Source organism: Corallococcus macrosporus (assembly GCF_017302985.1).
Taxonomy (GTDB): domain Bacteria; phylum Myxococcota; class Myxococcia; order Myxococcales; family Myxococcaceae; genus Corallococcus; species Corallococcus macrosporus_A.
Window position 1 is genome coordinate 427,584 of record NZ_JAFIMU010000006.1, and the last position, 19,777, is coordinate 447,360.

Below are 19,777 nucleotides of genomic sequence, written 5' to 3' on the forward strand. Positions count from 1 at the left end.
ATGGGTACCCCCCCCGCCAGGACGGACAGCAAAGCCCTGACAAAGACAGACCCAATAGAACCCGATTCCTGTCAGCGCAGACCCTGCACCAGGGTCTGAAGTTGACGTCTGGCGGCCGACTGCGGGGTCCAGCGGAATAGTGCATCGCGGACAGAGCGAGCCACCGGGTTCTCCCACTGGGCCACCTGTCCCACCCGGCGGGACATCACGACCAGCGAGTTGGCGCGCTGGACGCGGCGGGACTCATAGGCGCGCAGCGCGTCCTCCACGCTGCCCGGGGCCGCGAGGCATTCTCCGAGCACGACGCCGTCCTCGATGGCCTGACAGCCGCCCTGCCCAAGGTTCGGGGTCATCGGATGCGCGGCGTCGCCCAGCAACGTCACGCGGCCCCTGCTCCAGCTTCGCACCGGGGGACGGTCGTGGATGTCCGTGCGCAGGACCCGCTCCGGCGGCGTCGCCGCGAGCACCTGCGCGATGGGCGCGTGCCATCCAGCGAAGCGCTCCTGGAGGACGGCGAGCGTCTGGCCCGGAGCATCCTCCGACCCCTGCGGCGCATTCAGCGTGGCGTACCAGTACACCTCGCCATGTCCGATGGGCACGATGCCGAAGCGGGCCCCGGGTCCCCACGTCTCCGAGAAGTGACCGGCCTTCACCAGGTCCGAGGCCGCGCAGATGCCACGCCAGCTGGTGTAGCCGGAGTAGCGCGTGGGCTGCGCGCCCAGCAGGCGGGCCCGCACGACGGAGCGCAGGCCATCCGCGCCCACCAGGACGTCGCCGGAGACGGTGCCGCCGTCCGACAACGCCACCGTGACGCGGGCGCCGTCATCCTGGAAGCCCGTGACGGAGACGCCCAGCCGCACGGCCTCTTCCGGGCCCGCGTGAGCGCGGAGGACGGCCTGGAGGCGGGCGCGGTGGATGGACACCAGCGGGGCATCCAGCTCCTGCTGGAGCGAGCCCACGTCGACGCGGGTGATGGGGACGCCCGAGGGGTCGAGGATGAGGGTCTGCACGGCGCGCTGGCCCTCCGCGGCCACCGCGTCACACAGGCCGATGCGGCGCAGGGCGACCGAGGCGTTCATCTGCACGGTGATGCCCGCGCCCGCCGGCCGCAGCGCTTCGGCGCGCTCGAACACGGTGGCGCGGACGCCCGCGCGGCGCAGGGCACAGGCCAGCGTGAGGCCGCCAATGCCTGCTCCAGCGATGAGGACGTGACGCGAGGATGGGGACGTCATGGCGGCCTCCAGACGGGCCGGCGCTGGCGTTCACCCGAACCAGCGGCCGGAGTCAGGAGCAAAGACTCGCACGCGTTCGAGCAGCGCCGCTGGCAGCCGGGCCTGGAGCGTCGCGTGGACCTGCGCGGGGCTGTAAGCCTGACTGAAGTGCATCAGGACCAGGGCCTCGTTCTGGAAGCGGTCCGCCATGGAGGCGATCTCCTCCAGGTGGATGTGGGCCCGCTCCTGCGCGTCGCGCACGGTGCGCTCCGCGTCGATGAACGTGCATTCGAGGATGAGCACGCGGCTGTCGAACAGGGACGGCTGGCGCTCCAGCACGTTGGAGAGGGTGTCGGTGCAGTAGGCAAGCTCCAGGCGCTCGACTTCATCGAACAGCGGCTCGCCCGCCTGGCGGCGGCGGCCGATTTCAGCCGGGGGCAGCTCGCGGAACTCGGGCTTGAGCTTCGCGACGCGGCGGAGGAACTGGTAGCCCAGCGACGGCACGGGGTGGTGCGTGCGAAAGGCACGGACCCACAGGTCCTGCTGCACCTTCACGGTGTCACCGGGCCGCAGCGGGACCGTGCGGATGTCGGACTTCATCCGGTGCAGGCGCCCCAGGGCCGCGAGCGCCTCCTGCACGGGCGCTTCGATCTCCGCCGGCAGGTAGACGAACGGAGGCCCCTTTCCCACGAGCGCGCGGATGCCCAGCAGCGACCCCAGCGCGCTCGCATGGTCCGCATGTCCATGGCTGAGGAAGATGCGGTCGGTGGTGGCGAAGGAGCGGATGGGGATGCCCGCGTCGAGCAGCACCCCCAGCTCCGGCACCAGGAGCGACGTGTACACGCCGCCCACGGACACGCCGCGCACGGTATACGGTCCGGCCTGCACCTCGGTCAGCATGCGCGGCAGCTTATGCGGACTCCGGGAGGAAGACGTCCATGCGGTTGAGCCCACGGCGCACATGGCTTCTCGCGGGCACGGTGCTGCTCCAGGCGTGCGGAGGTGCGCACCGGCGGAGTCAGTACGACTTCGACAGCGCGACGAACTCCTGCAGGACCCAGCCCGCCTACTGCGCCCGGGCCGCGGGCGAGGAGGCGGTGGTTCCCAGGGCCGTGCGGACGTTCGCAACCGCGGGAGGCGCCGCGGCGGCGGCCGTGAAGCTCCTGGATGACGCGCTGAAGCAGCAGGTGACAAAAGCGCTGGAGGAGTGCGCGGACATGGCTCGGGCAGAGGTCATCCTCGCGAACTTTGGAAGCCGGAGTCCTACCCCGAAGGAATGCCGCGAGGAGCTTCGCGACGCCCAGGGACGGACCATCACTCGCGCAATGAAACTGGGAGAGGAAATGCACCGGGCCGCCCTGGAGTGCGCCGAAGCGAAGCTGAGCCAACTCCGTCCGGGAGGCTTCAGTCTGGAGCCTACGTATCTCTATGACCCGGCCAGCGGTAAGACGACCTGGCTGTCGCCCGCCGAAGTGGCTCGCATCCGGCGGCGTGGCAGTCTGGGAGAGCTGAAAGGATCTCTCGTTCCTGACGTGGTGCTTCACACGGGCGACCCAGCGCAGGTTCAAGACATCTACGACTTCAAGTTCCCCTGTGCCGACCTCACACGCATCGTCCCCTGGAGAGACTACCCTTCAGGACATCCCTATTTCGGAAGCAACCAAGGCGACATGTACAGCAGGGCCTTCAACGTGGAAAAACCCGTACAGATCCAGCCCTGGCTTGGAGCGAGCTTCTGACGATGACCTCCCCAAGACTGCAGATCATGCGGAAGAACAGGGCCGTCACGCAGCAGGACGTGAGCATCTGTTTCTATTTCTCCAAGCCCACGGCCGAGGTCTCGCAAGCCATCTCGCTGTCTCTTCAATCTTTTATCGACGCCATTGGTATCCACACGCTCAACTACTACTTCGGGGCGGACGGTGAACCCTGGGAGTTGGATGAGACCGGATGGGCATTCATTCGCACGAAGCTTCATCACCCGGTCACGCCCTCCGTCGTGCTCTTCACGGATGCGCCCTATCCGGAGAAGTTCGAGTTCGAGTATCTGGGCAAGGACATCCACGCCCCCATCTTCCGTCGCGATCCGGGGCCCGTAACCGCGGTTCGCTTCATCGTGCCCCTGTCGTGGATGAACACGCACGGCCCCGACGGCGTCCGGAAGCTTGCGCTGGCCCTGGCGGCGCCGCTGCCATTCAGCTCCGGGCACGTGGGACTGTCCGTCACCGGCTTCCTCGGTGTGGGCACTGTCACATCGGAAGTGGTTCCCCAATTGGTCCAGTACCCCGGTATCGACCTCATTGAACTGGATCTGGTCGCCTGGGAGATTGGCACCCGACTGCGCGTCCCGCACTGGATGACCTTCATCGGCGAGCCGTCGCTGCGGGCCATGGGCGGCGTGGACTTCCTGCGCTCCCAGCTCCACACGCCTGGCACCAGCGTCGAAGCCCTCGACGCGTCTCGGGCCGTTGTCACCCTGGGCCCCGAGCCGCTCGCTGGCGGTCCGGACCAGCCGCTTCCGGCCTACCGGGAGCTGGCCCGGGTCCTGGAGCCCTGGGCCTTCCATGCCACCCGGCGCCCCGCGGACTTTCCCGATGACGTCTTCTTCGCGTGGGACCGCCGGTTCCTCGACTGAACCGGCGTCCCTTCCGCGCGCTTCAGTTCTTCGCGCGCTCGTACTGGTGCGGCCACAGCACGTCCGAGCGCAGCTCCTTCGCGGCGCGCAGCGGCCAGTACGGATCCCTCAGCAGCTCCCGCGCGATGATGACCACGTCCGCCTGTCCCGTGGCCAGGATGTGCTCGGCCTGGTACGCGGAGCGGATCATCCCCACCGCGCCCGTCAGCACGCCCGCCTCCTTGCGCACCTTCTCCGCCAGGTGCGTCTGGTAGCCCGGCCCCACCGGGATCTTCGCGGACGGCACCACGCCGCCCGACGAGCAATCCACCAGGTCCACGCCCTCCTTCGCCACCAGCCGCGCCAGCGCCACCGAGTCCTCCGGCGTCCAGCCACCCTCCACCCAGTCCGTCGCGGAGATGCGCATGAACAGCGGCAGCGACTCCGGCCACTTCGCCCTCACCGCTCGCGTCACCTCCAGCGCGAAGCGCGTCCGGTTCTCGAACGTCCCGCCGTACCGGTCCGTGCGCTGGTTCGACAGCGGCGACAGGAACTCGTGCAGCAGATAGCCGTGCGCCGCGTGCAGCTCGATGACCTGGAAGCCCGCCGCCTTCGCCCGCACCGCCGCGTCCGCGAACGCCTTCACGATGCGCTGGATGCCCGCCTCGTCCAGCGCCACCGGCACCGGGTAGCCCTCGTCGAAGGCCTCCGTCGTGGGCCCCAGCACCTGCCAGCCTCCGTGCTCCGGGGCCACGCGCTTGCCCGCGTCCCACGGGCGCGGCGTGGAGGCCTTGCGTCCCGCGTGCGCCAACTGGACGCCGGACGCGGCCCCGTTCTGGTGCATGAAGCGGTTGATGCGCGCCAGTTGCTCCACGTGCGCGTCCTTCCACAGCCCCAGGTCCTGCGGCGAGATGCGGCCCTCCGGCTCCACCGCCGTCGCCTCCGTCAACACCAGCCCCGCGCCACCCACCGCGCGGCTGCCCAGGTGCACCACGTGCCACTCGTTCGCGAAGCCGTCCTCGCTCGAGTACTGGCACATGGGAGAGACGACCACGCGGTTGCGCATGGTGATGTCCCGCAGCTTCAGGGGGCTGAACAGCTTGCTGCTCATGTCGGATCCTTTCGGGGAATCGAAGGCGTCTCTTCCGGCAGCCCCAGCGCCGCGCGCACCTGGGCCGTGCTCTTGCCCAGCCAGTGCCGCCGGTGGTTGTCCTGTGTCGACAGGCTGCGCGTCTCCATGCGGTCCACGTAGAGCGTGCCGTCCAGGTGATCCAGCTCGTGCTGGAGGATGCGCGCGTACCAGCCCCGCGCCGACACCGTCACCGGCTGCCCGTTCTCATCCAGCGCCTCCACGCGCACGCCGCGCGCCCGGGCCACCAGCGCCGCGAAGCCGTTCACGCTGAGGCAGCCCTCGTGGAACTCCGCCAGCGTGGGGTCCTCCACCACCAGCTTCGGGTTGATCAGCACGTGGAAGGCCACCGGTGCCCGCTCCCGCAGCGCCAGGTCCGCGGGCGAAGCACCGGCCTGGTACTCCGCCCGGTCCTCGATGACCACCAGCCGCACGCCCACGCCCACCTGCGGCGCCGCGAGCCCCACGCCGGGCGCGTCCCGCATCGTGTCGCGCATCAACTGGATGAGCCGCCGCGTGTCCTCGCTGCCGATTTCTTCCGGGGTCAGCTCTCGCGCGCGCTGGCGCAACACCGGTTCCCCTGCCTGGACGATCTTGAGCACCATGGTGGCCCCCACCGTAACAACCGCTCACCCGCCGCGCCGCAACGCTGTGGAGCCGGCATGGGCCCGGCCGCCCGGTTCCCCACGGAGGGGGCAGCCCCTGGCGTGAGGGGGTGCCACTGACGGTAGGCTGTGTCGCACCATGGCTCGCCGCAAGAAGGCCGACGAAACCACCGCGCGGGTGCGCAACCTGCTCGCCCTCGACGCCGCCGGCATCATGCGCCGGCTGGCCGCGCGCCGGGAGGAGATGTTCCTGCTCTTCTCCCGCCTGCGCAGCCGCGACCCGCTGGTGGAGACGGTGGCCTCGCGCTACGCGGACGGCGCCTTCGCCCAGCTCATCCACCTCTCCGAACAGGAGCAGGCGGTGGTGGACCACTTCTACGGCCGCCTGGACGAGCTGCGCTGGTACTTCACATACACCGAGGACATGCCCGGCACCGCGCACCAGACCTTCAGCGCGCTGCACCGCCGCCTGGAGGAGAGCTACCGCCTGTTCGTGGAGACGCTGGGCCTGCCCGTCCAGCCCGACGGCGTGCGCGTGGTCAACGCGGAGGCCGTCCGCCAGGAGGACTCGGCCACGGAAGCCACGCCCGTGGCGCTCGCCCCGCTGCCCCGCCGCCGCCGCGCGCCGCCCGCCTGATGCTTCAGGCCGCGGAGGCCTCCGCGCGAGCATCCGCCGCCGACATGGCGGGCGCCGAGGCCTTCACCAGCCGCTTCATGGACGCCTTGCCCACGACGACGTCCACCATCTTCCGCGCGCGAGTCCAGACGCTCTCCTGCACGTAGGGGATGCCGTACTTCTCGCAGAGGGCGCGCACGTGCGGCTGCGCCTCGCGGTACTTCAGCATCGGCAGGTCCGGCCAGAGGTGGTGTTCAATCTGGTAGTTCAGCCACAGGTGGGCGTAGTCGTTGAGGTCGCCTCCGGTGGCGTAGTTCGCGCTGCCCACCACCTGCTGCACCATGCGCTCGGCCTTGTTCGCGGGCGCGGAGTCGAAGCGGTACAGGTCCTCGCCGGTGTGGTTGGGCCCCACCACGAAGAACGTGTGCAGGTTGGTGACGACGTCCGCCAGCACGGAGTTGCAGAACACGCTGAACGCCGCCCACGGCCCCAGCACCAGGAACGCCGCCGGGTACAGCCCGAAGAAGACGGTCGCGTACGGCAGGTAGCAGCGCGTGAACAGCTCCCACAGCTCCGCGCGCGTCAGCGCCCCACCCTCGCGCCGCCCCTTGCGGCGCAGCGACCCCAGCGTCTCCGGCGCGTAGTAGCTCGCGCGCCACGTGACGGCCAGGAGCGCCAGCTGCACGTAGCGCAGGGGCAGCGGCCGGCGGTTGTCGCGCAGCGAGCCCTCCGCGTTGCGCTCCAGCAGGTCCGGATCCGCGTCCTCGCCGGTGTGCGAGTGGTGCAGCACGTTGTGCTCGAAGACCCACGCCTCCGGCAGCATCCAGTCCAGCCAGTCCACGAACCGGCGCGACCCCTTCGCGAAGCCCTTGCTCGTGCGCGACGCGGGCATGCCCGGCACGCGGTCATAGCCCCGGTGCCCCACGTGGTGCATGAGCAGCCAGCGCGTGGAGCGGCCCAGGCCCAGCGCCACCGCGCTCAACGGATTGGGTGCGATCCACGCCGTGGCCACGCCCAGCACCGACGCCACCTTCCCCCAGCGCTCCATCTTCCGCAGGTGCGCCGCGTCCGGCTCGCCCAGGTTCGCGTCCAGCCGGGCGCGCAGCTCCTTCAGCTCCCGGTAGAAGCCCTCCACGTCCACGGAGGCCAGGTCGAAGTCAGGGGTGGCGCGGGACATGCGAAGGACTCCTCGGGAGCGGGACGGGGACCACGGCCGATGCCGGCCGCACGGTAGCCTCCACCCGCGCTCACGCAAAGCGTCACGTCCTGCTCACCCGCTCGCCGGGCGGCGGGGCAACACCAGCTTCGCGACCAGCACCTGCACCACGTCGCCCTTCTGGTTGCGCGTCTCGCTGCGCACCGTGGCGATGCCCCGGTCCGGCCGCGTGCGCGAGGGCGTCACCTCCAGCACCTCGCTCTCCACGTGAAGGACGTCCCCTGGGCGTGTGGGCCTGGGCCAGCGGATGTCCCCGCCCGCCCCCACGATGCCACCCTTGAAGGGCAGCCCGCTCTGGACGTTGAGCTTCATGGTGAGCGCCGCCGTGTGCCAGCCGCTCGCCGCCAGCCCCTCGAAGAGCGTGTCCTTCGCCGCGGCGTCGTCCAGGTGGAAGCCCTGCGGATCGAACTCCCGCGCGAAGGCGATGATCTGCGCCGCGTCCAGCGTGTGCGTGCCGCTGATGAACTTCTGCCCCACCGACAGGTCGTCCAGGAACAACGCCTGCCGCCCACCCTCTTCCGTCGAAGCCATGCCCGCGCCCCTCCTGGATGCATGCATATCCAGATGATGAGGATAATGCATCCTCCTGGTGAGGACTGTTCTCCAGGGTGCACCGGCGTATTGAACCAGCCGGAGCCCGAGGGGCGTGCGGTATGAGCAGGGTGTGCCGCTCCCCCGCTTCCGCCATCACCTGTCCGTCCTCGCCGTCGCCCTGGCGGGACTGAGCGCCCCCGTGGCCCACGCCGACGAGGAGCCGCCCGTGTCCCCCACGCTCCACCGCCCGGAGGTGGCGGAGGTGACCGTGGAGGGTGCGAACAAGACGACGTCCTCGACGGTGCGCTCGTTCGGGCAGTTGGACGTGGGCGACGAGGTGGACGGCGCGGAGCTGGAGAAGGTGGAGCGGCGGCTCCTGGCCACAGGGCTGTTCCAGGACGTGCACGCGAGCACGGAGCCCCTGGACGACGGGCGTGTGCGGCTGGTGCTGCGGGTGAAGGACAAGGCGTCGTGGGTGGTGGCCCCCACGGTGGCGCTGTCCTCCGCGAACACCGGCGGCGGGCTGCTCTACGCGGAGAACAACCTGGGCGGCCGCGCGAAGAAGCTGGCCGTCGCGGCGCAGGTGAGCACTGGCGAGAGCGGCCTGTACGTGGGCTTCCTGGACCCCATCGTCTTCGGCCTGCCGCAGCTCAAGTTCAGCCTGGAGGGACAGCTGCGCAGCGACCGCGTGGACGAGTACCGCCCGGACGCCAGCCAGGACGACCCGGAGATCCTCCGGCGCACGCGCCTGAACTCCGCGTCCCTCAGCTCCGAGCTGGGCTTCATCCTCTTCGAGCGCGTGCGCGCGGCGGCGAAGTACCGCGTGTCCAGCATCGACGCGCAGTCCCCGGATCCGAAGAAGCCGGTGACGTCGGAGGCCTTCTCCACCGGCCCTTCCCTGCGCGACACGTCGCTGCGCTTCATGGTGGGCCTGGACTCGCGCCAGACGCTGCACGCGGTGACGGAGGGGCTCAACCTGGAGGCCTCCTACGAGGTGTCCGTCCCGGGCGTGTGGAGCGAGTTCCGCTACCGCAAGTTCGGCCTCCTCTACCGCCAGGGCCTGCGTTTCTTCAGCGAGAACAACCTGGTGCTGCGCGGCGAGCTGGCCGTGGGCAAGGACCTGCCCTTCCACCAGGAGCTGACGATGGGCGGCACCACGCTGCGCGGCTTCCAGTACCGGCAGTTCCGCGGCGACACCCGGCTCACCTTCACGGCCGAGTACCACTTCCCCCTCTTCAAGGTGAAGTCGCTGGCCTTCCGCGGCGTGGGCTTCTCCGACACGGGCGCCATCGCGTGGCGGGACCTGCCCTCCGACGGAATCCTGTTCGACGCCAGCGGACGCAACATCCGCGGCTACCTGCGGGAGTCGTATTCGCCGACCCAGCCGACCGTCACCGTGGCCCAGGGCGTGGGCGCGGGCCTGCGGCTGTACCTCAACAACGTCGTGCTGCCGCTCCTGGGCGTGGACGTCGCCTACGGCGTGAACTCCGGCCAGGTGCGCTTCTACCTCGTGGCCGGAGTCACGCCCTCGTGAGACAGCCTGCTAGCTGGCGCGGGCGCTGACGGCCCCGTCCGCTTCCGGCGTGGGCAGCACCACGCCGGGCCACGCCTCCGGCGGCAGGCCCAGGCTGAACGGCGGCGCCTCGCCGCGCACCGTCCGCCACAGCGCCTTGTCCGCGCACAGGGCCTGGGCGATACGGCCGGACGTCGTGCGCACGCGCTCCACGACGGCCTGGTGCTCCTCGGGCGTCTGCGCCTCCAGCATCGCGACGACGTTCTCCCAGACGCGCTGCCGCCAGACGATGAGCATCTGCATGACGGCCCGCTCCACCACGGGGCGGCTGAAGGGCACCTTCAGCAGCAGCTTCGTGGACGTGCAGTGATAGCGCTCCGCGAGCAGGTCCAGGCACTCCGGGATGCACGAGCGGAGGATCTCGTTCACGTGGAAGTAGTCGTGCCGGTAGCGCGCCATGCGACGCGCGTCCGCCGGCGGGGACTGGTGCGCGATGTTGTCGTAGACGACCATTCCCAGGTCGTGGTTGATGTGGGCGCTCACGCCCAAGAGCGCGTCCTGATACGGCTGCGTGAGCCCCTGGGCGGGATAATGCGTCGCGAAGCGCCACGCCGCGGTGGGCAGCGGCAGGTTCTTCAGCGAGTCGCGCACCGCGATGAGGGCTTCTTCCGCGAAGCGGCCCGTCAGGTGCGACAGCCACTCGGGCTCCATGAAGCCGCCCGCGTCCGGCCTGCTCAGCAGGTGGACGACCTTGCGGGTGACGATGGCGTAGATGTCCAGGAAGATGGCGCGTGAGTCATTGCGCGCGTTCAGCCGGCCGAGGATCTTCTCCAGCCCCTCCAGCGCCTCCTCGGCGTTGACCGGGTTCCAGAGAACGTCATCCAACTGGATGGGGCCCTGCGCGTCCGGCGCCTTCGTCTCGTGGAGGTGGACGGGCTTCTTCGGACGCTGCGTGCGGTGGGACGAGGGGGACGCCGGTGAAACAGTCATGGAATGACGCTCCGCGGGTGGGGGAACGACTTCGCATGAAAGCTTATATCAACCTGAACTTCCGGTGACACCGGCCCACCCCGGAACGGATGAAACCTTTGCACTGACCCCCGCGTGTCGACACTCACGCGGGGGCATTTGTCACACCGTCGTCAAACTCAGGGGGCGGTGCCTTCGCTGACGCCGCCGCCCGTCTTGCCCAGGACGTACTTCGCGAGCGCCAGGGCGTTGTTCTCGTCGACGAGGGACTCGTAGGTGGGCATCTGCGTGCCGGGCTTGAAGGACTCCGGGTTGCGGATCCACTTGGCCACCTCTTCCGGGGCCTTGCCCTTGGCGCCCTGGAGCTTGGCCTCGTAGGCCTTGCCGGGGGCGTGGCAGGTCGCGCAGCCCAGGGAGCTGAACATCTTCTCCGGGTCCGCGGAGGGCTCCGCCTTGGGACGGCCACCGGCGGGGGGCGGCACGACCTTGTCGTTGGGCTTCATGGAGCGGATGAAGGTGTAGAGGGCCGAGAGCTCCACGTCGTCCGCGTAGCGGTACTTGGGCATGGGCGGGCGCAGGATGTAGCCGCCCGGCGTCACGCCGGTGACCATCGCGTGCTTGAACTCATCCAGCGTCCACTTGCCGATGCCGGCCGTCTCGCTGGCGGAGATGTTGGGCGACAGCAGCTTGCCCTCGCCGCCCAGCGGGGTCAGGTCGAACTCGAAGCCGCCGCTGAGCACCGTGTCCGGGTGCTGCAGCTTCACCGCGCTGCCGTCGAAGCCCGGCGAGTGGCAGAAGACGCAGTCGTAGACGCTGCCGGCCAGGTAGCGGCCGTACTCCACGGAGTCCGCCGACTTCGCGGGCACGGCCACCGGCTCCGTGCGGCTCTTGTCGTTGATGCCCATGGCGAACGCGAACACCATGCGGCCCGGGGGCGTCAGCTCGGAGCGCGGCGGCTGGGCCTTCTCCGGCGCGAAGTCCGGGTGCCCGGAGCGCATGAAGCCGATGACCGCCGCGATGTCCTTGTCACCCATGTTGGGGAACGCGGGCATGGGGCGGAAGTGGTGGTTCTTGTCGATGCCGTTGATCACCATGCGGGCGATCTCCTGGTCCGTCCAGGCGCCCACGCCCTTCTCCATGTCGGACGTGATGTTCGCCGAGTAGAAGGTGCCCAGGTCGGGCGGGAAGTCGTGCATCCGGCCGCCGACGGGCTTGGTGTTGCCACCGCCCGCGTGACACTCGCCACACACCGCGCGGAACACCTGCTCACCGCGGGCAATGCCCTCCGGCGAGCTGTCGCGCGTGATGTTGGGCAGCGCCACATAGTCATACGTCTTGTTGATCTTGTGGGTGGCCACGCCCATGGCGGTACCCGCGCCAATCAAGACCAGGGCGACCAGCACTCCAATGGCCAGCAGGATCTTCTTCATCATGGGGAATGTTGCTCCGGACGAACGGGGACGAAACACGGACGCTCCGTCCTCCCCACGGGGAGGGGAAACGGAGCGCAGGCGTTGGGACGGGTGCGGCGGCTAGCGACTACTGCCCGGGCACGCAGGTGCTGGGCGGGGGAAGCGAGGGGGTCGCCGAGGGGACCGCGGGCGCCATCTGCAGGCCCGCGAACGTGACGAGGCCCGGGATCTGCGGAAGGTCGAGCGGCATCAGCGACCAGGGGCGGTTCTCCGCCGCGCTCGTCGTGGCGTCCTTCGCCGTGTACCGCACCACGCCCGGAGGTCCCATCAGCGGCGGGTGGACGATGGCGACCAGGCCCAGGCTGCTGTTGGGCGCCGGCGTACCGCCAGGAGGCGTGGGCGGGATGAAGAAGCCACGCGTGGACTGGAAGGCCGCGAGCGCCGGCGGCAGCGCGCCGACGGGCGCCCACTCGATGTTGAGCACGCGGCCGGACGTGGCCTCCACGGTGGTGTTGGCCGCGGGCACGCGGAACACCGGGAAGCCCGGCTGGTACAGCCAGAAGACCGTGATGCCGCCGAAGCGGGCCGGGTTGAGCAGGTCCGCCACCGTCACGGGCGCGCCACCGGTGGCGGTGAGGTACTTCGCCACCGCCTCCAGGATGCCCTTGTCGCTCACCTGGAGCGCTTCCAGGCCCACGCACGCGCTGTGCGCCGGCACCACCGGGCGGATGGTCAGCGTGGTGACGTAGTTACCTTCCGGCACCGGCGGCAGCGGGAACGGACCCTGGACGTCGTTGGCCAGCTGGGCCTGGCCGGGCGCCCCGGGCACGGACAGGACGAAGAACGGCGGGCCCCGGCGCGTGGGCACCTTGTCCAGGGTCCACAGACCGGCGGCGTTGGAAACCGTGGGCGGCGGCGGATCCGGCGGTCGGCCCGTGGCCGGGTCCGGCACCGTGTCCTGCAGGGTGACGAGCGCGTTGCGCACCACCGCGCGCTGCAACAGCGGGCTGAACTCCGCGTAGAGCGGCGGCAGCGCGCAGCGGGCGGGCGGCGGCGCGCAGTTGGCCAGGTTGATGAAGTAGGCCTCCGGGTCCACCGTGAAGCCGGTCAGCCGGGAGGTGAGGCCCTCCGGCTCGCGGTTCTCATAGGTGGGGCGCGGCGTGAACGTGGACGACGCGGGGGAGTTGGAGGATTCCGTGCAGGCGGCGTTCAGCAGGGCCGCGCCGAGCAGGGTTCCGACGTAGAGGGCTTTTCGCATGGCGGGTCGCATCCCCTACTTCGCGGGGAGGATGTGGCCGGCGGGGAGCTGATCGCCCCCGTGGCACGTCTGCGCGCAGTTGCCGAACTTGCTGGGCGTGCCGCGCTGGTTGAAGGCGATCTGGAAGAACTCGTCCCCGTGCTGGGAGATGTGGCACGAGCCGCACAGCGCCAGGCTGGGCCGCTCCGTGCTCTTGCGCGTCAGGTGGCACACGGTGCAGTCCGCGCGGTTCGCCGGGTAGCTGGGCGAGTTCATGTGGATGCGGTGCACCATCTCCTGCGTGCGGCCCACCGTGTCCGTGTCGTAGTGGTGGCAGACCTTGCAGCTCTCGATGTGGTCCACCGACAGGCCGTGGCGCAGGTTGTCCAGCGACAGCACGCCGCGGTGGCAGATCTGGCAGTTGCCCACGTTGCCCGGGTACGTCGTGGGCTCGTCCTGGCCCACCTGGAAGAAGAACGGGTTGAGCTTCGCGACGCGCTCGCCCATGGACGCGCGGTTGAACTTCACCAGCGCCACGTAGGTGCCCGGCTTCGCGTCCGGGGGCAGCGTGAACGTCTGGCGCGTGGGCCACTTGTAGTCCATCAGGCCCGGCGTCAGGCCCGTGAGCGTGGCGTCATCCAGCACCGCGAACGGGAATGGCTTCGCGAAGAACTGGGGCTTGTCGCTGGGGTTGCCCAGCACCTGGAGGTCCTGGAGGGGACCGGCGATGGCCACGTTGGAGATGGAGTCGTTCTCCGTGACGGTCGCGATGACGTTGGGGACGAACGTCTGGATGCCGTTGGACTGGCCGCTGATGATCTCCTTCGCGCTGGGCAGCAGGTCCTTGGAGTGCAGGTGGGCGCCCGCGCTGTCGCGCAGGTCCACGTAGACGCTCACGTCCTCGCCGGGCTTGTAGAAGCTGCCCTCCTTCGGAGGAGCGAACACCAGCCGCGAGTCCAGGCCCGGGCTGCACTGCACCGGGTTGCCGGCGTCGTCGGTGCAGGTGGAGGGGCGCTCATCCGGGATGACGTACGTCACCGGGAAGTAGAACGGCTTGTCCGGCAGCTGGCTCCAGGTGGCCTTGAGCGCGCCGGGGCCCGACAGGCGCGGGATGCGCAGCACCTTGAACGGGTTGGTGCTGCCCACCATGTCCACGCGCGCGATGGTGCGGGTGGTGGCGCTCTGGTCCAGGCCGCCCGCGAAGCCCGTCACGGTGCCGGGGTCCTTGTCGCCGGGGAAGCGCGGCGGCTTGAGGTTCTCAGACCGCCAGGAGAAGCGGCTGTGGCCCGCGTAGGGCGAGGACGCCAGGAGCTCCGAGCGCAGGTAGGTCTGGCTGGCGCGCGAGGTGCCCGTCTCGTCCAGCACCTCCACGGTGATGGTGTCGTCCTTCGCCTTCTGCCAGTTCGCGTTGCCGAACTGCACCTCACGGGTCCAGCAGTCCTCCACGGCGCCGGCGAGGCTGTAGAAGCTCCACTCGTCCGGACCCTGGTTGACGTTGGTCCAGTCCAGGCCCGCGAAGACCGTCTGGGTCTTGATCCAGTTGAGCGCGGCGGTCTGGTCGTTGGGGTTGTTGTGCTGGTTGACCACCGTCTCCGACACGGAGAACTGGTTCAGGAAGTACTGGTTGTCCGAGAGGATCTGCAGCGTCCCGGTGGGCGGCGACAGCGTCAGCGGGTTCTGCGCGAGCGGCGTGATGCACACGTCCGGGTACGGGACGGGCACGCCGTTCTTCGCCACCATCTGGCCGTTGGGCAGGAAGGCGCAGCCATTGATGTACTGGAGGCTGAGCCGGATCGCGCCGGAGTTGAGCCCCTGGTAGGGGTCGAACCGCTTGGCACCGCGACCCGTGGTGGACCCCTCGTCGTCAGTGACCTTGAGGAGGTTGCAGGACAGCAGGGGCACCAGCAGGGCGCACCACGCGCTCTTCAGCAGGATTGAGCGATTCATGGAAGACGAGGCCGGAGGCAGTCAGGGGGAGGAAAAGGAGCAGGTGTCCTCACGCGCGGGCCCACGCGTCCCACCCTTCCCCACGCCGCCAGCGCTCCGCCACGCGGAGACGGTGAGGCCCGGGAAGGGTTGGGAGGAGAACACCTCATCGGTTCAAACTGACCACATTATGAGAGTCCGCGCAATTCGAGGACTTCAGAAGCTGAGGCCCACGGAGAGCAGCAGCGCGAAGACGAGTCCCAGCCCCGCCGTCTTGCCCAGATGCGGGTTGAGCGCGCTGCCGTCCTCCCTCCAGATGGCGCGGATCTGCTTCACCGCGAGCGGCAGGGCCGCCAGCGTGAAGAGCCAGGCCCAGCGGTGCTCCGGCATCAGCAGCCAGGCGAGCACCGGCAGCACGAACGCGCCGCCCACCGCCAGCGTGTACTCCCACTGCCCGAAGCGCTGACCGAAGCGCACCACGAGCGTGCGCTTGCCGGCGACGACGTCCGTCTTGCGGTCGCGCAGGTTGTTCACCGCGAGGATGCCCGCGGAGAACAGCCCCATGGACAGCCCCGCCAGCCACACGGCCGGCGTGACGTGGTGCGTGAGCACGACGTAGCTGCCGCTCACGCCAAAGAGGCCGAAGATGATCAGCACCAGCACGTCCCCCAGCCCCAGGTAGCCCAGGGGGATGGGGCCCGCGGAGTAGAAGACCGCGCCCGCGAGGCAGAAGGCGCCGCCCGCGAACACCCACCACCCTTCCGCCTGCGTCAGGAGCAGCAGCGCGAGCGCCGAGCCGGTGAACGCCAGCGCCGCGGCCGTCGCCACCTCGCGCGCGGACAGCCAGCCCTTCTGCGTGACGCGCGCGGGCCCCAGGCGCGCCTCGGTGTCCGCCCCGCGCTCGAAGTCCGCGTAGTCGTTCACCAGGTTGCTGACGATCTGCATGAGCACGAAGCCCACCAGGAACGTGAGCGCGGGCACCGGCCGCCAGCTGCCCTCCGCGTTGGCGAAGGCCCAGCCCAGCACCGTGGGCGCGATGGAGGCGGTCAGCGTCTTGGGCCGCAGCGCGAGCCACCACACGCGGGCCAGAGGGGGTCTTGCTTCAAGCGTGACACTCGACGACGGGAGACTCGGAGTGGCCATGGATGTCCGGGGGAGGGCAGCAGGCGCACGGTAAAGCTACAGGCCCGCCAGCCGCAAGAGCACCCAATGCTTCGCATTCATTGCCCTCATGTATCACCTGATACATGCCCGTACCGACGGTAGTAGACGCGCCTTGTCAACATTCCGTGTGCCTACCGCCTGACTCAAAGTCAGACGCCAGTCCCACTTCAGGTGAATTCTAGAACAACTTGAATTCATTGAATAACTTGTACGGGGAATGGTACAAGGCGCCCATGAACCCTTCCTCCTTCTCCTCCCCTGCCCTGTCCCTTTCGCGCCGGGGTGCCCTGGCGCTGCTGGGCGCGTTCGCGCTCGTGTTCGCCGGCTGCCAGCCGGTCCTCTCCATCGCCGACGCGCGTACGCGCGCCAACGGTTCCGAGGTGACGGTGCAGGGCGCGGTGACCGTGGCGCCCGGCACCTTCGTCTCCGCGATGGGGGACGAGGGCTTCGCGCTCCAGGACGACACCGGCGGCCTCTACATCAAGATGGCGGAGAAGCAGTCCTTCGGGCTGGGGGCCCGCGTGCGAGTCACCGGCACGCTGGATGAGCAGAACCAGCTGCGCATCCTCAAGACGGTGCCCATGGACGTGGACCTGAAGCCCGGCACGGAGCAGGTCGCGCCCCGGACCGTCTCCACCGGCGGCGTGAACGAGTCCGTGGAGGGCCAGCTCATCCGCGCCAGCGGCGCCATCACCCAGGCCTTCGTGGACGACTCGCCCTACGGCTACAAGCTCTACATCGACGACGGCAGCGGTGAGGTGCAGGTGTTCGTCCACGTGTCCGCCGGGTTCGACAAGGCGGCGCTCCAGGCCCTCACCGTGGGGCAGCGCATCAGCGTGGTGGGCCTGGCAGCCCAGTACGAGACCACCTACGAGGTGGCGCCCCGCATGCCGAGCGACCTGGCTGTCGAGACAATCATCCCCTGACGGGCAGGCGGGCGCCCCTGGGTATGTAGCACCCCAGGCGCCAGTCGAGCGGACGACGGGCCGTTGGCTTTCGTGCAGCACCCCGGATGTGTGCCCGGGGCCGGATGCACGAAAGACAACGCGCGCCTGGCAAGCAGTCAGCCGGGCAGGTTCCAAGCGCACCGGCAGTGCCAATCCATCGGGGTCCCTGGCGGACGAACGAGGGCTGGCATGGACGGACTTCGAGGAACAGCTGCGGTCTTGCTTGCGTGCGCGGGCCTGTGGGCCCCGGGCGCCGCGTGGGCTCAGGCCCCCGGTGAGGACGACTCCGGCGACGTGATGTCGGAGGAGAAGCTGGAGGCCCTGCTCGACACGCCGACGGCGCAGCCCTCCCAGGACGAGGTGACGGCGGAGGCCTTCGGGCCGGAGCGCCTGACGCCCTACTTCGCGGAAGGCCTGCTGGCGAAGGCGAAGGCGGAGTTCGACCGCGGCCGGTACAAGTCCGCGCGGACGCTGCTCGCCACGGAGTCGCCCCCTTCCCTCCCCGGCCGCTTCCTCCAGGCGCAGGCCGCGTTCCTCGCGCGCGACTTCACCACCGCCGCCGCGGAGTTCACCGTGCTCGCGGAGGACTACGTCCCCTTGCGCGACCACTGCCTCATGAAGGCCGCGCAGTCGCATGAGCGGCTGCGCAAGCCGCTGCGCGCGGCGGAGCAGTATGGCCAGGTGAGCCCCAGCTCCCCGCTCTACCCGCAGGCCCGCTTCACCATGGCAAGCGTGCTCAAGCGCCAGCTGAAGATCCCGGAGGCGCTGGCCGCGCTCCAGGAGTTCATCGACAGCCGGCAGGCCCGCGGGCCGGACGCGCTGCGCATGAAGGCGCTGCTCGCGTACTGCGACCTGGCGCGCGCGGCGGGCCAGTACAACGCCGAGCACCGCGCGCTGCTGGAGGTCTGGGCCACCGCCCCGCTGTCGAGGGAGGCGGACCGCGCGCGCGCCCTCTTGCGCGACCTGCCCCTGCCCATGAAGTGGCGCGTGCGCCGCGCGGAGTCACTGGTGGAGCTGCACCAGAACGTCGCCGCCATGAACATGCTGGCCCGCTCCGGGCCCCGCACGGAGCTCCCGGACGAGCTGGCCTGCCGCGCCCAGCTCACCCTGGGCCGCGCGCTGCGCAAGGAGCGCCAGCACCGCCGCGCCATCCAGGTGCTGGAGCCGGTGGCGCGCGAGTGCCAGTCGCCCGAGCAGCGGCCGCAGGCGCTCTACCTGCTGGCCTATTCGCAGTCCGTGGTGCAGCCGGAGGCGGCGGTGGAGACCTACGCCACGCTGGCGCGGGACTACCCGGAGCACGGCTACGCGGACGACGCGCTCTTCTTCGAGGCCTGGACGCAGCAGCGTCTGGGCCGCGCGGACGAGGCGCTGCGGAACTATGAGGCGCTGGCGAAGCGCTACCCCGCCGGCAACTTCGCCGCCGAGGCCCTCTTCCGCGCCTTCTGGCTGCACCTGCGCAAGGACGAGACGCAGCCGGGCCTGGCGTCGCTGATGGCGGTGGAGCAGTTGCCGGAGGCCGCGCGCACCGACGAGGCCCTGTGGCGCGCGCGCTACTGGCAGGCGCGCGTCCAGGAGAACGGCGGCGCGCTGGAGGCGGCGCTCGCGCGCTACGAGCTCATCGCCACCGAGCGTCCCACGGCCTGGTACGGCCTGCTCTCCCGCACGCGGCTGGCCCAGCACGCGCCGGAGCGGCTGGCGCGGCTGACGGAAGCCTCCGCGCAGGCCGTCCCCGCCAGGACGCTGAACACCGCCGCGCCGGCAAGCGACGAGGTCTGGCCCCTGCCCCCGGGTCCGCTCCAGAAGGATCCGCGCTTCGCGGCGGGTGTGGAGCTGCTGCGCCTGGGACAGCCGGGCGTGGTGGAGGAGCTGCTCGCGGTGGACACGCGCGGCCTGGCGGAGGCGCCCGCGCGGCTGCTCTACCAGACCATGCGCCGCACCGGCCGGGGCCGGGCCACGCGGCAGGTGGCCCGCGTGACGCTGCGCCAGGAGGCCGCGGGCCCCTTGAGCGCCGCGTCCCGCCCGGTGTGGGAGGCGACGTGGCCGCTCGCGTTCCGGCCGCTCATCCAGAGCTACTCGAAGGCCGCACGCGTGGATCCGGACCTGCTGCAGGGCCTCATCCGCGAGGAGAGCCGCTTCAACCCGACCGCGCGCTCCTCCACCGGCGCGCTGGGGCTGGCGCAGCTCATGCCGCAGACGGCGCGGGAGGTGGCGGACTCGCTCAAGCTGGCGTCGTTCGAGGTATCGTCGCTCCTGCAGCCCGCGCAGAACATCCGGCTGGGCGCGGCGTACCTGGGCTCGCTGCTCAAGCACTTCGACGGCAACCCCGCCTACGCCGTGGCCGCCTACAACGCGGGCCCCGCGGCGGTGGAGCGCTGGCGCAAGGCTCTGCCCCAGGCGGAGCTGGACGAGTGGGTGGAGCACATCGCCTTCGACGAGACCCGCGACTACGTGAAGCGCGTGCTCAGCAGCTACAGCGCCTACAAGCTGCTCTACGCGAATGAAGTCCCGGCCTCCTTCGCGCCCGCGCGCAAGGCTCCGCTGGAGGCCAAGCGCACGCCCGCGGTGAGCCCCGCCACCGGCGTGGGTGGCAGCGGCCGGAACGTGGCGACGCCCACGTCCTCCGTCTCCGGAGGACGCTAGCGGTACGACGCCGGACGGGAGGGGGGAAGACCTCCGTCCGGCAC

The 19,777-nt window shown here is 70.1% G+C and carries 17 protein-coding genes; 6 read left to right on the forward strand and 11 right to left on the reverse strand.

Features of this window, described 5'->3' with window-relative positions; translation table 11 throughout:
• Positions 1-71 precede the first annotated feature (71 nt).
• A complete protein-coding gene (locus tag JYK02_RS11520; RefSeq protein ID WP_207050973.1) occupies positions 72-1,232 on the reverse strand; it encodes an FAD-dependent monooxygenase in 1,161 nt (386 codons plus the stop codon).
• Positions 1,233-1,262: 30 nt separating this feature from the next.
• Positions 1,263-2,111, reverse strand: coding sequence for an MBL fold metallo-hydrolase (locus tag JYK02_RS11525; RefSeq protein WP_207050974.1), 849 nt, complete (start codon positions 2,109-2,111; stop codon positions 1,263-1,265).
• Between the two features lie 38 nt (positions 2,112-2,149).
• On the opposite strand from JYK02_RS11525, the gene JYK02_RS11530 reads away from it, so the two are divergent.
• Both JYK02_RS11530 and JYK02_RS11535 read left to right on the forward strand, forming a co-directional pair.
• Complete coding sequence (locus tag JYK02_RS11530; RefSeq protein ID WP_242588657.1) at positions 2,150-2,950, forward strand: hypothetical protein; 801 nt, start codon at positions 2,150-2,152, stop codon at positions 2,948-2,950.
• A 26-nt stretch (positions 2,951-2,976) separates the two neighbouring features.
• Positions 2,977-3,846 (forward strand): type VI immunity family protein, encoded by an 870-nt coding sequence (locus tag JYK02_RS11535; protein ID WP_207050975.1) that lies wholly within the window; start codon positions 2,977-2,979, stop codon positions 3,844-3,846.
• Positions 3,847-3,868: 22 nt separating this feature from the next.
• On the opposite strand, the gene JYK02_RS11540 is transcribed toward JYK02_RS11535, so the two are convergent.
• Both JYK02_RS11540 and def read right to left on the reverse strand, forming a co-directional pair.
• Complete coding sequence (locus tag JYK02_RS11540) at positions 3,869-4,936, reverse strand: NADH:flavin oxidoreductase/NADH oxidase (protein WP_207050976.1); 1,068 nt, start codon at positions 4,934-4,936, stop codon at positions 3,869-3,871.
• A complete protein-coding gene (gene def, locus JYK02_RS11545; RefSeq protein WP_207050977.1) occupies positions 4,933-5,559 on the reverse strand; it encodes a peptide deformylase in 627 nt (208 codons plus the stop codon). Before def ends, JYK02_RS11540 begins: the two co-directional genes overlap by 4 nt.
• Positions 5,560-5,698: 139 nt before the next feature.
• Here def and JYK02_RS11550 point away from each other — a divergent pair, with 139 nt between their 5' ends.
• Positions 5,699-6,196 (forward strand): hypothetical protein, encoded by a 498-nt coding sequence (locus JYK02_RS11550; RefSeq protein ID WP_207050978.1) that lies wholly within the window; start codon positions 5,699-5,701, stop codon positions 6,194-6,196.
• A 4-nt stretch (positions 6,197-6,200) separates the two neighbouring features.
• On the opposite strand, the gene JYK02_RS11555 is transcribed toward JYK02_RS11550, so the two are convergent.
• Both JYK02_RS11555 and JYK02_RS11560 read right to left on the reverse strand, forming a co-directional pair.
• A complete protein-coding gene (locus tag JYK02_RS11555; protein ID WP_207050979.1) occupies positions 6,201-7,352 on the reverse strand; it encodes a fatty acid desaturase family protein in 1,152 nt (383 codons plus the stop codon).
• A 93-nt stretch (positions 7,353-7,445) separates the two neighbouring features.
• Positions 7,446-7,922, reverse strand: coding sequence for a MaoC family dehydratase (locus tag JYK02_RS11560; protein WP_207050980.1), 477 nt, complete (start codon positions 7,920-7,922; stop codon positions 7,446-7,448).
• A gap of 133 nt (positions 7,923-8,055) precedes the next feature.
• Between JYK02_RS11560 and JYK02_RS11565 the strand changes: the two genes are divergently transcribed.
• A complete protein-coding gene (locus tag JYK02_RS11565) occupies positions 8,056-9,459 on the forward strand; it encodes a BamA/TamA family outer membrane protein (protein ID WP_347402468.1) in 1,404 nt (467 codons plus the stop codon).
• A 9-nt stretch (positions 9,460-9,468) separates the two neighbouring features.
• Here the strand turns inward: JYK02_RS11565 and JYK02_RS11570 are convergent, their stop codons facing one another.
• The 5 genes from JYK02_RS11570 to menA all read right to left on the reverse strand — a co-directional run bounded on the left by JYK02_RS11570 (position 9,469) and on the right by menA (position 16,125).
• Entirely contained in the window at positions 9,469-10,428 is a 960-nt protein-coding gene (locus JYK02_RS11570) for a DUF5995 family protein (RefSeq protein WP_207050981.1), read from the reverse strand.
• A 158-nt stretch (positions 10,429-10,586) separates the two neighbouring features.
• Positions 10,587-11,840, reverse strand: a complete 1,254-nt coding sequence (locus tag JYK02_RS11575; protein WP_207050982.1) for a c-type cytochrome — start codon at positions 11,838-11,840, stop codon at positions 10,587-10,589.
• A 106-nt stretch (positions 11,841-11,946) separates the two neighbouring features.
• The gene (locus tag JYK02_RS11580; RefSeq protein ID WP_207050983.1) at positions 11,947-13,077 is read right to left on the reverse strand and encodes a hypothetical protein; all 1,131 of its coding nucleotides are present in this window, start codon (positions 13,075-13,077) and stop codon (positions 11,947-11,949) included.
• 15 nt (positions 13,078-13,092) lie between these two features.
• On the reverse strand, positions 13,093-15,003 hold the full coding sequence (locus tag JYK02_RS11585) for a hypothetical protein (RefSeq protein WP_207050984.1): 1,911 nt from the start codon (positions 15,001-15,003) through the stop codon (positions 13,093-13,095).
• 195 nt (positions 15,004-15,198) lie between these two features.
• The gene (gene menA / locus JYK02_RS11590) at positions 15,199-16,125 is read right to left on the reverse strand and encodes a 1,4-dihydroxy-2-naphthoate octaprenyltransferase (protein ID WP_207050985.1); all 927 of its coding nucleotides are present in this window, start codon (positions 16,123-16,125) and stop codon (positions 15,199-15,201) included.
• A gap of 254 nt (positions 16,126-16,379) precedes the next feature.
• On the opposite strand from menA, the gene JYK02_RS11595 reads away from it, so the two are divergent.
• Positions 16,380-17,072 (forward strand): DNA-binding protein, encoded by a 693-nt coding sequence (locus JYK02_RS11595; protein WP_207050986.1) that lies wholly within the window; start codon positions 16,380-16,382, stop codon positions 17,070-17,072.
• A 210-nt stretch (positions 17,073-17,282) separates the two neighbouring features.
• Positions 17,283-19,733: a transglycosylase SLT domain-containing protein gene (locus JYK02_RS11600; protein ID WP_207050987.1), complete on the forward strand. Its 2,451-nt coding sequence runs from the start codon at positions 17,283-17,285 to the stop codon at positions 19,731-19,733.
• Positions 19,734-19,777 lie beyond the last annotated feature (44 nt).

Coding starts and splice junctions, on each gene's coding strand:
- JYK02_RS11520 (WP_207050973.1), bottom strand. CDS start 1,232: ATGACGTCCCCATCCTCGCGTCACGTCCTCATCGCTGGAGCAGGCATT.
- JYK02_RS11525 (WP_207050974.1), bottom strand. CDS start 2,111: ATGCTGACCGAGGTGCAGGCCGGACCGTATACCGTGCGCGGCGTGTCC.
- JYK02_RS11530 (WP_242588657.1), top strand. CDS start 2,150: ATGCGGTTGAGCCCACGGCGCACATGGCTTCTCGCGGGCACGGTGCTG.
- JYK02_RS11535 (WP_207050975.1), top strand. CDS start 2,977: ATGCGGAAGAACAGGGCCGTCACGCAGCAGGACGTGAGCATCTGTTTC.
- JYK02_RS11540 (WP_207050976.1), bottom strand. CDS start 4,936: ATGAGCAGCAAGCTGTTCAGCCCCCTGAAGCTGCGGGACATCACCATG.
- def (WP_207050977.1), bottom strand. CDS start 5,559: ATGGTGCTCAAGATCGTCCAGGCAGGGGAACCGGTGTTGCGCCAGCGC.
- JYK02_RS11550 (WP_207050978.1), top strand. CDS start 5,699: ATGGCTCGCCGCAAGAAGGCCGACGAAACCACCGCGCGGGTGCGCAAC.
- JYK02_RS11555 (WP_207050979.1), bottom strand. CDS start 7,352: ATGTCCCGCGCCACCCCTGACTTCGACCTGGCCTCCGTGGACGTGGAG.
- JYK02_RS11560 (WP_207050980.1), bottom strand. CDS start 7,922: ATGGCTTCGACGGAAGAGGGTGGGCGGCAGGCGTTGTTCCTGGACGAC.
- JYK02_RS11570 (WP_207050981.1), bottom strand. CDS start 10,428: ATGACTGTTTCACCGGCGTCCCCCTCGTCCCACCGCACGCAGCGTCCG.
- JYK02_RS11575 (WP_207050982.1), bottom strand. CDS start 11,840: ATGATGAAGAAGATCCTGCTGGCCATTGGAGTGCTGGTCGCCCTGGTC.
- JYK02_RS11580 (WP_207050983.1), bottom strand. CDS start 13,077: ATGCGAAAAGCCCTCTACGTCGGAACCCTGCTCGGCGCGGCCCTGCTG.
- JYK02_RS11585 (WP_207050984.1), bottom strand. CDS start 15,003: ATGAATCGCTCAATCCTGCTGAAGAGCGCGTGGTGCGCCCTGCTGGTG.
- menA (WP_207050985.1), bottom strand. CDS start 16,125: ATGGCCACTCCGAGTCTCCCGTCGTCGAGTGTCACGCTTGAAGCAAGA.
- JYK02_RS11595 (WP_207050986.1), top strand. CDS start 16,380: ATGAACCCTTCCTCCTTCTCCTCCCCTGCCCTGTCCCTTTCGCGCCGG.
- JYK02_RS11600 (WP_207050987.1), top strand. CDS start 17,283: ATGGACGGACTTCGAGGAACAGCTGCGGTCTTGCTTGCGTGCGCGGGC.